At 54.8% G+C, this 13,647-nt stretch carries 9 protein-coding genes and 1 pseudogene; 8 read left to right on the top strand and 2 right to left on the bottom strand.

Going from position 1 to position 13,647, the window contains the following annotated elements:
• Nucleotides 1-207: 207 nt before the first annotated feature.
• Both tnpC and ACYVDM_RS21685 read right to left on the bottom strand, forming a co-directional pair.
• A pseudogene (gene tnpC, locus ACYVDM_RS21690) lies at nucleotides 208-1,003 on the bottom strand (IS66 family transposase); the annotation flags it as partial.
• 132 nt (nucleotides 1,004-1,135) lie between these two features.
• The gene (locus ACYVDM_RS21685; protein WP_415788750.1) at nucleotides 1,136-2,110 is read right to left on the bottom strand and encodes a LysR substrate-binding domain-containing protein; all 975 of its coding nucleotides are present in this window, start codon (nucleotides 2,108-2,110) and stop codon (nucleotides 1,136-1,138) included.
• A 167-nt stretch (nucleotides 2,111-2,277) separates the two neighbouring features.
• Here ACYVDM_RS21685 and ACYVDM_RS21680 point away from each other — a divergent pair, with 167 nt between their 5' ends.
• The 8 genes from ACYVDM_RS21680 (at nucleotide 2,278) to brxC (ending at nucleotide 13,646) form a co-directional block, all read left to right on the top strand.
• Nucleotides 2,278-3,276, top strand: coding sequence for a Bug family tripartite tricarboxylate transporter substrate binding protein (locus ACYVDM_RS21680; RefSeq protein ID WP_415788748.1), 999 nt, complete (start codon nucleotides 2,278-2,280; stop codon nucleotides 3,274-3,276).
• 11 nt (nucleotides 3,277-3,287) lie between these two features.
• Entirely contained in the window at nucleotides 3,288-4,763 is a 1,476-nt protein-coding gene (locus ACYVDM_RS21675; RefSeq protein ID WP_415788746.1) for a sulfatase-like hydrolase/transferase, read from the top strand.
• 310 nt (nucleotides 4,764-5,073) lie between these two features.
• A complete protein-coding gene (locus ACYVDM_RS21670; RefSeq protein WP_415788744.1) occupies nucleotides 5,074-6,699 on the top strand; it encodes an RNA-directed DNA polymerase in 1,626 nt (541 codons plus the stop codon).
• Between the two features lie 1,181 nt (nucleotides 6,700-7,880).
• Complete coding sequence (gene mads1 / locus ACYVDM_RS21665; RefSeq protein WP_415788742.1) at nucleotides 7,881-8,078, top strand: methylation-associated defense system helix-turn-helix domain-containing protein MAD1; 198 nt, start codon at nucleotides 7,881-7,883, stop codon at nucleotides 8,076-8,078.
• Nucleotides 8,079-8,088: 10 nt separating this feature from the next.
• Nucleotides 8,089-8,646: a BrxE family protein gene (locus ACYVDM_RS21660; protein ID WP_415788740.1), complete on the top strand. Its 558-nt coding sequence runs from the start codon at nucleotides 8,089-8,091 to the stop codon at nucleotides 8,644-8,646.
• A 14-nt stretch (nucleotides 8,647-8,660) separates the two neighbouring features.
• Complete coding sequence (locus tag ACYVDM_RS21655; RefSeq protein WP_415788737.1) at nucleotides 8,661-9,437, top strand: BrxA family protein; 777 nt, start codon at nucleotides 8,661-8,663, stop codon at nucleotides 9,435-9,437.
• On the top strand, nucleotides 9,418-9,993 hold the full coding sequence (locus ACYVDM_RS21650) for a BREX protein BrxB domain-containing protein (RefSeq protein WP_415788735.1): 576 nt from the start codon (nucleotides 9,418-9,420) through the stop codon (nucleotides 9,991-9,993). The genes ACYVDM_RS21655 and ACYVDM_RS21650 overlap by 20 nt, the downstream gene beginning before the upstream one ends.
• A gap of 29 nt (nucleotides 9,994-10,022) precedes the next feature.
• Nucleotides 10,023-13,646: a BREX system P-loop protein BrxC gene (gene brxC, locus ACYVDM_RS21645; RefSeq protein WP_415788733.1), complete on the top strand. Its 3,624-nt coding sequence runs from the start codon at nucleotides 10,023-10,025 to the stop codon at nucleotides 13,644-13,646.
• The last annotated feature ends 1 nt before the right edge of the window (nucleotide 13,647 follow it).

The raw sequence follows: 13,647 nt of genomic DNA, 5'->3' as shown, positions 1-13,647 counted from the left end.
TTTGTTAAATAGCACTGTTGGCGGCATCGCGAGACATGAGGCTGCAGGAAACCGAGATTTTTCAGTTTATGCTGGCCAATAAGTGACGGCTTTCGAGCTTCTATCTGGATGGCGGCTCAGGGTCGGAAGCTGCCACCATCCAGCAACTCTCTTTGTAAGCATCCGCCGAACACATCTTGACTGCCCGCATGAGCGGGCATTTTGACGTTATGGCGTTGCCGGCCGCCAGTTATGCGGGAGTAACTCATCGATCTGATCGGCCAGATGCGTGGGCCGACGCGTGAGTTCCTATTTCAGACAGGCATAAGGATCATGGCCGTTGAGTTTGGCTGATCGAACCAGCGTCATCACAGCCGCCGCCCGTTTGCCTGCATGCAGCGCGCCCGCGAACAACCAATTATTCCGGCCCACCACGACCGGTCGGAACTGCCGTTTGATGTGGTTGTTGTCGATCGGCAACTGTCCATCGTCCAGATAGCGCGTGAGCGCACTCCAGCGCTTAAGGTTGTAATCGCAGGCTTTTGCGGTGGCTGAACCGTCGGAAACGCGGGCACGTTGCTCTTGCATCCAGAAGTGCAGCGCATCGGCCAGGGATTTTGCTCGTTTCTGACGTATTCGCCTTCGAGCATCGATGTCCAGGTCCTTGACCTGGCGTTCAACCTCATAGAGCGACCGATATGCTGCAGAGCTTGCTCAGCGAGCTGACTCTTGCTTGCGGCATGCAGCTCGAAGAACTTGCGCCGCGCATGCGCCATGCAGCCGACCTCGATCATGCCTTGAGTAAAACAGGCCTTATAGCCCGAGTAGTCGTCACAGAGTAGAGTGCCTTGCCAGTCGTTCAGGAAGGCGCGATCGTGTTCGCCGGCACGGCCTTGCGTAAAGTCGTAGATCACCGCCTTCAGTGACTCGAAGGCACCAGGTGCATATGCCCGGAGATAGGCTCGATGGATCTTTTGCTACCAGGTTGGAGCATTTGCACCGGCGTTTCGTCGGCATGCACCACGCGATTTCACGCCGGAAGTCTCAGGTTCAAACCCCGTCCGCTCAGCCAAAAACTCAGAAGGTCAGCACTTTTTAGTGCTGGCCTTTTTCATGTACAGCTCAAAACTCCGGCGCAGGTGACCATAACTTCCACCTATACCACCACGGCACCTACCTGTTTCGTGACTTCCTGCAGCGCGCTCAGCAAAGAAGACAATGCCTCTGGATCGGCTGCCGTGCCCTGCCGGGTAATGAAAGATACCGCGGGAAGCGCGACGACCGGACTTACCGGCAACACTTTCACAAGCCCAACCTGCGCATCATCCATGACTTGATGCGCGCGCGTAAGCGCAAGCAAGGTAGGGTCACAGCGCAATAGCCACCGAACGGATTTAAAGGAAACGCACTCAATCGCCGGCCGCGGCGGTGTCAGCCCCTGATCCAGGCAAATGGCCACAAAGCGCTGGCGGGTCAATGCATCGGGTGGCGATAGCACCCATTGCTCCGACACCACATCGCTCCACGACAACGAGTCATGCCCCGCAAGCCGGTGCTGGGGCGAAGCGACCACACACATCCAATCAGCCATGACAGGTTGCAGACGTATGCTCTCCACTTCCGATGAGGAAAGAATATCTGGCGGCAAAGGCGCAAGAGCGCAGTCAATTTCCGCTGCCATTAGCCGCGTAATCAATTGGCGGGGCGGCTCATCCCACACTCTAAGCAACAGGGACGGCATCTGGCGGCGCAGCGTTACCACGGCCTGGGACAACAGAGGCATCGTTGACGAAGAGCCCACATTTAACAGCGCCGAAGCACCAAGCTGCATCGCCTGCAACTGCTGTCCGGTGGCATCAAGCTGATGCACCGTCAAGGTCGCATGCCGAATCAAAAGTTTCCCCATTTCCGAGGGCTCTATACCCCGGCGGCCACGATAAAAAAGCTGCGCCTGGCACACCTCTTCGATTTCCTGCAACATTTTACTGACTGCGGGTTGCGACAAACTCAATTTGGCCGCCGCCGCACTTGCGGTGGCAACTTCACCCAATACTTGCAGCAACTCGATGTGCCGAAGCCTGAGTCGTCGTAAAGCCTGATTGGTGAAATTTTTTTCAAATATTGAAGTCATGTCAGCATCCTGCTCAGCAGAAGCGATGTGATATATCGATTCGTAATGGAACGTTCAATATATATGACTTATGGAGAATATACGTTCTGCAGATAATAGTCTCCAGAAAGATGAGTCCTGGCACCGAACCTCATGGTTCAAGCGCCTTCCATATTAAGGAGACAATAATGAAACTGATCAATTACACCCGATGCGGCCTGGGTGGGCTTGTCATGGCCATGGCGGCCGTAGCCAGCTTCCCTGGTTACGCGAAGGATACTGCCGAGAACTACCCCGACAGGCCCATCCGCATGATCATGGCGCAATCGCCGGGCGGTGCCCCGGACATTCTGGCCCGGATACTGTCCGACCAGGTCGGCAAAAAATTAGGCACTTCTATAGTTATTGAATACAAGCCCTCCGCCGGCGGCGTCGTTGCGCAAAATTTAATTGTAAATTCACCCGCCGATGGCTATACCCTGCTATTTGCCACGCCATCCATGCTGGCTGTTGCTCCCTATCTCCACAAGTCGCTGCCGTTCGATCCATTCAAGGATTTCCAGCCCGTTACGATCATAGGTCAGAGCGCCAACATCCTGGTCACCAGTTCCAAGGTCAAGGCCAATAGCATCCCGGAACTGATCGCATACGCAAAAGCCAATCCCGGAACATTACGATATGCCTCTTCAGGTATTGGCACCCCCTCACACCTGGCAGGAGAACTGCTGGCCGCAAAGACAGGAGCGCAGATGCTGCATGTGCCCTATAAAGGCGCAGGCCAGGCCCTGAATGACCTGGTTGGCGGCACCATCGACTTCATGATCACATCGCCTGCTGCGGCAAAATCCTACTTGCGTAGCGGCCATCTCAAGGCCATGGCCACTACTGGCCAGGTACCCGATCCCTTGCTTCCTGATCTACCGCTGATGAGTACAACTGTGCCAGGCTACGAGATTACACAGTGGTGGAGCATCGTGGTTAAAGCCGGCACGCGAGAGGCCATTGTCAACAAAATTCACTCGGCAATCGTCGAATCACTGAAAGATCCAAAAATCGTCCAGCAATTCAAAGAACAAGGCGTTCTCGCCCGCTCCATGTCCGTCGCCGAGTTCACCAGCTTCATCGACTCTGAGCGCAAGCGCTATCAGGAGCTTCTCAAACTGGCTAAAGTCAACGTAGAAAATTAAGGCTGACAATAATGAAACCAAGTAATCTGCTTTTTATATTTTCTGACGAGCACAACAAAAAGGTGACCGGCTGCTACGGTAATGAGTTCGTCAAAACACCCAATATCGACAAGCTGGCAGCAAACGGCACACGCTTCACGCAAGCCTACACAAATTGCCCCATCTGCGTGCCCGCACGAGCAAGCCTGGCTACCGGACGCTACGTCCACGAGAACCGGTGCTGGGATAACGCCATTGCCTACAAAGGTGCTCAACCGAGCTGGGGGCACCGCCTGATCCCGCAGGGCCACGATGTCGTGTCTATCGGCAAGCTGCACTATTCAGGCTACAACCCATCCCAGAATGGATTCACAGAAGAAATACAGCCGCTGCACATTGTTGACGGCTTGGGTGACCTGCTGGGCCTGATCCGTCAAGAGTGCCCTCTTCCAGTCCGCAAGGGCTCGGCAATGCTGGGACCTGAGGCCGGCCCGGGCGAATCCGACTACACACGTTACGATCGCGCCGTGCGCGATGCGACCATCCAGTGGTTAAAGAACCGAACCAAAAACATAGGCGACAAACCATGGGTGCTTTACGTCGGGTTCGTTGCCCCTCACTTCCCGCTGATCACCCCACAGGAGTTTTTTGATCTGTACCCTGAGCATCGCATGACGATGCCCAAGCAATATCTAGGCGAAGACCGGCCAACGCACCACCCTTTCATTCAGCAATTACGAGAATCACAAATCTTTGATCAAGGTTTTACCGGGCAGGAAATGGTGCGGCGTGCATTGTCCGCTTACTATGGGCTGGTGAGTTTCCTTGACGATAACATCGGCGGGATTCTATCCGCTGTCAAGGAGTTTGGCCTGTCCGACTCGACGCGCATCATCTATAGCTCGGATCATGGCGACAATCTCGGTGCACGAGGACTGTGGGGTAAATCCACAATGTATGAAGAGTCTGCAGGCATTCCATTAATCATCTCCGGAGAAGGAGTCCCCAAAGGGAAGCAATGCAATACGCCTGTCAGCCTGATCGATCTGTTTCCGACAATAGTGCAATGCGTTGGAGCAACGTTGAACCACGAGGACAAGGATCTGCCTGGCCTCTCGCTGTGGGACATCGCCAACGACAAGGAGGTAATGCCACGCACAATCCTGTCCGAATATCATGCTGCAGGCTCATCCACCGGCACCTTCATGATCCGCTACGGCCAATACAAATACATTTACTACGTCAATATGCCGCCCATGCTCTACGACGTGGAAAATGATCCGGAAGAGCTCCAGGACCTGGGCGCCGATCCCATATACGCTGACATTCTGCAGGAATGTGATTTGGCCTTGCGCAAAGTTGTAGATCCAGAAGCGGTCAATGCACAGTGCCTGCTGGATCAAGCACACAAGATAGAGGAAGTCGGAGGGATCGAAGCCATCAAAAAACGCGGCATGTTCCGATTCTCGCCTCCTCCTGGGGCAAATCCTGTCATGTTCAAGGAGTAGCCATCCTTATTTACTGTTTCTGATGTTGAGTCGACCGGCCGCTTACCGGCCACAAACGGCCCTTCACATGTCTCGTAAGGCGGACGTTCAGGCGTCGGCTTTGTTCAGACAACGGACCCTCGCACGCGGAAGAAGTCGGTTCGTTCGTCGGCCATAGCGAACATTCGCAATATTATCGCCGAGCGCCCTCAGCAGACCTCAAAGTGGCCATTGCCTCACCTAACCAAACTCTCTTTCTTTTGGGCGGCTTATCGCTGATATGCTGTACCTATTGGTAAGAACAGATAAGTAAGCCTAACGGGGGTAGGAAATGGCAGGCATAAAATGTGGAGATCCATTCGGGCTCGACGCAACCTTGCTAAAAACGCTGAAATGGGAGCGAGCGTTGAAGCGGGTTGCACACGACCAGCGGTCTGATTTTATCTATGCACCTCACTTCGGGATTATTTACGCTAAGGCGGGCGACGAATTGGCGGAGCTAGTTAGTTCAGAATTAAAGAGCGGGAAGTACCTCCCGGGAATGCCGATTACCATGGAAGTACCCAAGTCGGGCCGAATGCGGGCAGTGAGTATGAACCGGCAAGGACCGGGTTTCTCAAGACCCGGCAGTATCCTTTGGCCGAAAGACAGGTTGTTTTATCAGCTACTTGCTGATGAAGCTGCACCTATCATTGAGAAGAAAACCGACAAAACACGGTCATTCAGTCATAGACTAGCCGCTCCGGATCAAGCTTCCATGTTTGCGCCAACACGCACGTGTTGGAACGCTTTGCAGCAGGCGCTTGCGAAACATTCGAAGAAACGCGGTTCAAAATACATCCTTCGCGTCGACGTTGCGAACTATTTTGGGTCAATTAATCAACACACGTTCATAAACGATTTGACTGGCGCGGGTTACCCCAAGACACTTGCGGATCGGCTTGAAGTGATGCTTGTTGCATATACCGAAGAACGAAGCTCCCGAGGGATACTACAAGGCATGTATCCATCTGATTTGTTCGGAAATTACTACATGGATCCAATTGATCGCTTTCTCAAAGAATATCCGATTCCCTCCGCGCGTTACGTAGATGATCTTTATATTTTCATCGGTAGCGTTGATGAAGCAGATGATTTGTTGCGAGGGCTCGTTCCTTTGCTTCGCGCCTACGATCTCGTCTTGAACGAAGCTAAGTCAGCCATCATGCCTAAAAACGCATTGATGTCTGAGGAACCGGACCTTGAAACCCTCTTTGAAGAAGCGTTGGACGAAATTTCCTCACAAGTCGCCGATGAGGATTTTGATGCCGATTACGGCTTCCAATCGGAATGGGACGAAGATGACGACGAGGAAGAAGAAGAGGGTTCACTCGATATCAAGCTGGAAGCGACAAAGCATTTATTCAATTCCATCTCGAAGTATCCTGGCCATGAGGAAAACATTGAGCGGTTTTGTCTGCCGCTTTTTGCAACAATTGAGTCTGATTACGCGGTCGGCCATGTACTGAATTCGTTCAAGAAGCGCCCCTCAATGTCGCAAATCTATGCAGCGTATCTTGCTCGATTCCTTGATGAGGATGGCGTAGCTGACTATCTAATCGAATTGCTCTCGGACGCTTCCTTAATGGATTGGCAGAAAATGTGGATACTCGCCGCACTTTTACAAGGTTCGGGAGATGATGGTGCAGTGAAGGTGGTTAACCAGATTTTGACGGATACAACGCGACGTGATGTTCTCCGGGCGATTGCGGCGATTTATGTCGGAAAATTCGGTGATCATGCGCGACGTAAATCTTTGCGTCTGCTTTATCCTTCATGTTCACCTTATGTTCAGCTTGCGATCTATTTTTCGTCACGCCATTGGTCAGCAGCGGACAAGAAAAATGCGCGTAACGCTTGGGGGGCAAGTAGCGCAATGCACAGCCTACTAACCAGTGCACTTTTGAAACCTCAGTGACAACGTTCGATACTGCTGGAGATGCCCTGGACCTGACCGATTTGGCCGTCGTCTTCGCAAGTTCCTTTTCCGCCCGTCATCGGTCAAACAGTGTGCACCGACTCCATGTCCGTTTCGGCTGAATTCCAGTCTCGCACTGCGATCCAACGAACGTCCGTTGTACCTCGGGAGGCGGCCCTATAAGTCGCGCTGGGTCGACGGACCGCTGTGGGTCGCTTGCTGCCGTTCAGATCTGGCAAGGTCTGCCTGCTCAAGTCGGAATCAGCACCCCTGAGATTTTCCCGTATGCATGGTGCCGTAACACTGTAAAGTCCATGCTGCCAATAGGTAATCATCATGTAGCATGCATGCTGTCGCCATGCAATCAAAAGGCATATGGAAAGCAGTCAGCGTGTAGTCGATATGTTGCTAGCGACAGGTGCCCGTGCCGTCTACCAGAAACGAGACTACAACTGTAGCCAGATATCTATTCGATAAATCAAGCTCTTACACTGTTTTGTGGTTCTATATGTCCTGCAACGCGGCTAGCCGCCGCTTGCTCCCAATCCCTTGAAAAACAAACGCTTTTCCCACCCCGTCAGGGGTGCGTCATGTGTGGGACGTTTAAGGCCACAAATGAGCGCCAGCGAATTTGGGGACAAACGTCCCCGCCTGATCCCGAAAGCGGGCAGGCAGTGTCACGCGGCCGGGGCCCAGGCACAGCCTGGGCAAGCGGCACAGGGCAAACATTAAAAGAGCCACAGAAGCGCCCCTAGGATGGAAAGTTTGCAGGGATCAAATCGTTTTTGCACGCCAAAACAATGCAAACCGAACGGCTTTTTTAAGAACTCGCCCACGATTTCGGCCAGGCAGTTGTAGAACACGATCCGATGCTACTCAGTTTCTTCGCGCCATTCGCCCGTGGTCTTGCAAGAAGGAGCGCGGTCACGCAATCGACGTATCAGGCCGCGCGCTTAACGTAATGATCGCCCACACCAAGGAGATGGACTAATTGCAAGGTCCGAGCGGCGAGCACCGTTGCCCGACGCAAGGATGGTCTGATCTCTAACTGTTATTCAGTTAGGTCAGTATTAACCCTGATTACCAAATTCAAACAGGGACAAACCCTAGTTAACCGGCTTTATCAGTTACACTTAGACAAATTTATCTCGCTCCTTTGAATGCTTTCAAGGTACCCATTCATGAACGATCGATGGCTTTCCGTCGAAGAAATCGCAAACTACCTCGGTGTTACCAAGGACACGATCTACACCTGGGTAACCGGAGGCAATATGCCGGGTCACAAGGTTGGACGATTCTGGAAATTCAAACAGGAAGATGTAGACGCTTGGGTCAAAGGCGGCGGCGCGGCTAACGCCAATAGCCATACAGATTCCTAAAAGGACAGCCATGACTGACGTACATCACCAGGCTCAATCAAACTCCCTCGCTCAACAAATGCCTGACCAAAGCTCTTTTTTGACTGAGCTGCTGCAAGTCCGTCTGGCGGTTGGTTTTCTTGGTGAACGCGCCCAATATGCTTGGTGGTCGACCGCATTCTACGAGACTTCCAGCAGATTATTCTTGGAACCAGTCTTTTCGAGAACTTCTCGCTTGGCTCAATACCATGCTGTCCTAGAAGCAGCCAAACGGCTGCATGACGAGCACCTCCATGCCGGCAGCTACCACCTATTCAGGCTGCCCGAGGAGATTGAACAAGATCTGCACGCGATCATGCAAAGCAGCATAGGAGAAGAGCTCGCTCTCCAGACACAGCAAAGTCAGGAAACCGCGCTAGACAGACTGAAAAGTTTGGCAATCACCAATAGTAGCGAGTTCAGCGAAGGACCAACAAAGGTTGGACACATCCGAGACCTCAATTCCAACACCACGCTGAAGGCAATCGCTGCGGCCTATTTATCGGCTTTCACTCGAAACGTCAAAACCTATCCGTACTTGGTGGGATGATCGTGGCCTCGACAATGCAGTACGACACCAATCTAGCGATGGGCCTTGGCCTGACCGAGGAGACCAAGGCGCTACTGCACGCGTGGTCTCCGGCCATGAATGCTACAACGCTCTATCATGAAGTGCTGGAATCTGGACTGCTTTCACAGATCTCTGCTTACCGTCTAAGAAATATCGTCGTCCGTTGCTTTGGAAATCGATACCTCGTGAGCGGAGACGAGCCTGCCAGATCGTTGAAAAGGCTCGCTTCTTCTCTGACTTCTGCTGAGCTAAATCAGCTGTTCTTTATTCACACCTGCCGAGCAAATCCGATCCTCCGCGACTTTGTGACGGACGTTTACTGGCCTAGCTACGAGGCTGCATCTACGGCAGTATCCAAAGTCAGAGCCGAGGATTTCATCAGGAGAGCAATAGACGATCAGAAGACCCCTTCACGTTGGGCCGACGGCCAGATCGAACGCATGGGAAGGTATTTGACAGGCTGTTGTTCCGATTTTGGATTGTTGAGCCGTCCATCGAAAGGTGGGCGACCAATTCTTCCATTCCGAGTGGAACAGAAAGTAGTCGTCTACCTCGCCTACGAGCTGCATTTTTCCGGTGTCAGCGACAACGCGTTGTTGATCCACGAGGACTGGCAGCTATTTGGACTGACGCGCGAAGACGTGTTGGACGAAATCAAACGACTCTCGCTGAAGGGACTACTGATCGTCCAGGCTGCCGGCGACGTGATCCGCATCAGTTGGAAACAACCAGACATGGAGGCGCTCTGCGATGTCCTCACTCAATGCTGATTTTGACGAGTTGCGCGAGCGCATCCGGCATGGGCGAGAGCTCGGCCATGCGAGCTTCGAGCCGATCTATTACCTGGTCTTTCCGCCAGAGCAAATCCTTGAGGTAAAGCGACAGACGCCCGCCTGGATAGCCAAGCTCCATCAAGAAGGCTGGGACGTTCACACCTTCTCCATCGTCGAACAGATTTGGTCTCTGCTCAAAGACGACCCGTTCTGGTCGCTCTGCGTGATGGAAGACAAATCCGCACCATTGGACTGGCCGCGCACCAACAGGGCGCTGGCAGACATTCTGACAACAGACAACGGCTTGCTCAAGCGGCTTGAGGACGCTTTACAGCCGCTGGAGGGCCAGCAAAACGCGCTGCTGTTGGTAACGGACCTTGAGGCGTTGCATCCGTTCATGCGGATCGGTGCCATTGAAAGCCAACTCCAGGGGAAGTTTCATGTGCCGACGATTTTTCTGTACCCCGGTGTACGAACCGGCAAGACACGCTTGAAATTTCTTGGCTTCTATCCGGAAGACGGCAACTACCGCTCTGTACACGTCGGCGGCTGAACAGACAAAAAGAACCCTGAGACACGACTATGACCATTCGCTCACTCTTCGATCCAAGCAAGGACATTTACCGGACCATCGAGAAGGTCATCACCTATGGCGCGTCGCAAGAAAGTCGCCTGAAGGCTGAGATTTCCGAATACGTGGTCACTGAGAGCATCGAGGAGCAGTTCCGAAAACTGCTCGATCGCATGCAGCTCGCCATGGAGTCCGGTGGTGAAAACGAGGTAGGCGTCTGGGTCTCAGGCTTCTATGGCTCGGGTAAGAGTTCGTTCACAAAGTATCTCGGCCTGGCGTTCGATGATCAGCGCACTATCGACGGCACGCCTTTCATGAACTATCTGCAAGACCGCCTGCACAAGCCGCAAACCAAGGCGCTGCTCACCACTGTCGCGAAGCGCTTCCCGGCCGCTGTGGTCATGCTCGACCTTGCCAGCGAAATGCTCGCCGGCGCCACGATGGAAGATGTCTCCACCGTTCTCTACTTCAAGGTGCTGCAATGGGCTGGCTATTCGCGCAACCTCAAGGTCGCCGCCTTCGAGCGCATGGTCGAGAAGGACGGGCGCACACCCGAGCTACATGAACGCATCGGAAAGGCATTGCCAGGTGCAACCTGGGCCCGCGTGCAGAACAACCCGTTGGCCATTGACGGGCTGATTCCGAAGATCGCCCACGAGATGTACCCAGCGCTCTTCCCCGAAGCCAAGTCCTTCTCGTCAAGCACCGAGGGCTTCTTCCAGTTCGAAGACCAGCGCGTGCAGGAGATGATCGACATCGTTCGGGAGAAGAGCGGCAAGCAGAACATCATCTTCATCGTTGACGAAGTCGGCCAGTACGTCGCCTCGCGCGACAACCTGATTCTCAACCTCGATGGCCTGGCCAAAAACCTCAAGCGGCTGGGTGACGGCAGGGCATGGATCATTTCCACCGCGCAGCAAACGCTGACGGAAGACGACCCGCGCGCCGCACTGAACTCCGACAAGCTCTACAAGCTCAAGGATCGCTTCCCGATCCAGATCGACCTCGAATCCAGTGACATCAAAGAGATTTGCTATCGCCGTCTGCTCGGCAAATCGCCAGCGGGTGAGACAGAGCTAGGCAAGCTGTTCGATGCACACGGCCAGGCGCTGCGACACAACACCAAGCTGCAAGACGCCAAGTATTACGACGCAGACTTCAGCAAAGAAAGCTTCACCAACCTGTACCCGTTCCTGCCGGCGCACTTCGACATCCTGCTGCACCTGCTGGGTGCGCTGGCCAAGTCCACCGGCGGCATCGGCCTGCGCTCGGCGATCAAGGTGATCCAGGACGTTCTGAAGGGCGAAGGTGGCTCCAAGGCAATGGCCGACCAGCCCGTAGGTTGGCTGGCTACCACTGTCACGCTATACGACGAACTGGACAAGGACATCCGTCGCGCCTTCACGTCCATCCACCAGGCGGTCGGCAAAGTACAGATTCGCTTCCCGGATTCGCCGCTCCACTTGGACATCGCAAAGTCCGTCGCTGTGCTGCAAATCCTGGGCAACTTGCCAGTGTCGGTACAGAACGTCGCAAGTCTAATGCACCCATCTGTAACGGCACCTTCGCAGCTCGACACGGTCAAGAAAACCGTTGAGGAAATGCTGGGCGACGTGCATGTGCCACTGGGAGAGAAAGATGGCAGCCTGGTCTTCCTCAGCGAAAAACTGCGCGATATCGAACAAGAGCGTGGTGCCATCGCACTGCGCACTGTCGATGTGAAGCGTATCTTTAAAGATGCGCTGCGCGAGTCCTTCGATCCGCTGCCCCGCGTCAGCCTGCATGGCACGATGGCCGTCGCGGCCGGCCTGAAGGTCCAGGTGGGCAGTGCCAGCACCAGCCTGACAGGCGACAACAACGCCATCCAGACCGTCGTGGAGCTGGTGCCCGCCAGCGACTACGAGGTTGCCAAGAACCGCATGCTCGACGACTCCCGCAGTCGCGCCGGTCGCAATGTCATTGGCCTGCTGGCCCGCACCAATGCTGAGCTGGACGACCTGACGAATGAAATCTACCGCTGCCAGCGCATCGCCGAGCTGCACCGTAATGAGCCGGACCAAGAGGTCAAGGACTATTGCTCTGGCCAGCTTGACCGCGCTGCCAAGCTGGCGACGCAACTGCAGAGCAAGATCAAACAAACGCTCCAGGCCGGTTCGTTCGTCTTCCGCGGACAAGCTACTGCCGTGTCGGCGCTGAATGCCGACCTGCTGGAGGCAGCCAAGAAGCTGCTCTCGGACGTGGCCGAGCAAGTCTTTGACCGTTATGTCGAAGCGCCGGTGCGCGCCGGCACCGACACCGCCGAGAAGTTCCTGAAGGTTGCCAATCCCGCAGCCATCAGCAGCACACTTGACCCGCTCAGCTTGGTGCAAACCGTGGCGGGACGCGCCTCGTTCAAGACCGACCACAAGGCGATGATCAGCATCCGCGACTACATCGACAAGCGCGGCACGGTCGATGGCAAGCGCTTGCTGGACGACTTCAGCAGTGACCCATTCGGCTGGTCACCCGATACGACGCGCTACATCGTGGCCGCCATGCTCATGGCCGGTGAAATCAAGCTGAAAGTCTCTGGGCGTGAAGTCACCGCGGCTGGGCAGCAGGCGATTGATGCCCTGAAGACCAACAACTCGTTCAAGCAGATCGGCGTTGCACTGCGCGACGAGCGCCCCTCCATCGAAACTCTTGGCCGGGCTGCAGAGCGCCTCTCTGAGCTGGTCGGTGAGATGGTGATTCCGCTGGAGCAAGAGATCAGCAAGGCGGCGGCCAAGCACTTCCCGCGCTTCCAGCACGACTACGGCTCCTTGGCCGAAAAGCTCAGCGGGCTTGGGCTGGCAGGCAGTGACCGCATCCGCACCTTGAACCAGGACATTGCCGACGTTCTGTTTACCGATGCCTCGGACGCCCCTCAGCGCCTGGGCGCAGAAACCTCCGCCATTTACGACAACCTCAAATGGGCGCAGGAAGTGAAGCGGGTGCTTGACAACGGGCTTGACGCTACCCTGCGCGACTTGCAAGCCCACCGCCGCGACATCGAAACCCTGCCGGACACCGGCGTGCCAGGTGAACTGCGCCACGAGCTTGCCGAAGACCTGGGAACCCTGTCCGAACGTCTTGGCAAAGAAGACTTCTACAAGCACACCGCCGACTTCAACTCACAGCTCACCCATCTGAAGGGCCGCGTACGCGACGCGGTCATCACGCTCTCCGAGCAGCAAAAGCTGCGTTTGAAGGAAGGCGTGGAAGATTTGCAACGTATCCCCGAGTGGGAAGAACTCACCCAGGAGGAGCGTGGCAACGCGGTGAATCGGCTGGATGGGCTCGCCCTGGTCGCTACACAGGATCTGGCAGGACTCAAGAAACTGCTGGCCCGCGACTACGACATCAACAGCACCCTCGACGATCTGAAGCGATCGATTCAGCGCCAGGGGCAGGAACGCCTGCGTCAGCGCATGGAGGAAGAGCGGGCCAGAACGGGCGACAAAGGTCCTGCAAAGCTCACCAAGTCGATCGCTGTGCCGGTGAAGATGACTTCCGCTGCAGACATCGACGGGCTGATTCAACAGCTCAATGAAATCAAGGCACAGCTTGGCCTCTATGCCGAAATCGAGGTGTCACTCGAAATTAAAGGAGAGTAAT

The sequence above is a fragment of the Bordetella tumulicola genome, assembly GCF_054779135.1.
This window is presented reverse-complemented; position numbering and strand designations above follow the sequence as displayed.

What these genes read in the sequence shown, in the direction of transcription:
- ACYVDM_RS21685 (WP_415788750.1), bottom strand. Translation starts at nt 2,110, where the DNA reads ATGACTTCAATATTTGAAAAAAATTTCACCAATCAGGCTTTACGACGA.
- ACYVDM_RS21670 (WP_415788744.1), top strand. Translation starts at nt 5,074, where the DNA reads ATGGCAGGCATAAAATGTGGAGATCCATTCGGGCTCGACGCAACCTTG.
- ACYVDM_RS21680 (WP_415788748.1), top strand. Translation starts at nt 2,278, where the DNA reads ATGAAACTGATCAATTACACCCGATGCGGCCTGGGTGGGCTTGTCATG.
- ACYVDM_RS21650 (WP_415788735.1), top strand. Translation starts at nt 9,418, where the DNA reads ATGTCCTCACTCAATGCTGATTTTGACGAGTTGCGCGAGCGCATCCGG.
- ACYVDM_RS21655 (WP_415788737.1), top strand. Translation starts at nt 8,661, where the DNA reads ATGCAGTACGACACCAATCTAGCGATGGGCCTTGGCCTGACCGAGGAG.
- ACYVDM_RS21675 (WP_415788746.1), top strand. Translation starts at nt 3,288, where the DNA reads ATGAAACCAAGTAATCTGCTTTTTATATTTTCTGACGAGCACAACAAA.
- mads1 (WP_415788742.1), top strand. Translation starts at nt 7,881, where the DNA reads ATGAACGATCGATGGCTTTCCGTCGAAGAAATCGCAAACTACCTCGGT.
- brxC (WP_415788733.1), top strand. Translation starts at nt 10,023, where the DNA reads ATGACCATTCGCTCACTCTTCGATCCAAGCAAGGACATTTACCGGACC.
- ACYVDM_RS21660 (WP_415788740.1), top strand. Translation starts at nt 8,089, where the DNA reads ATGACTGACGTACATCACCAGGCTCAATCAAACTCCCTCGCTCAACAA.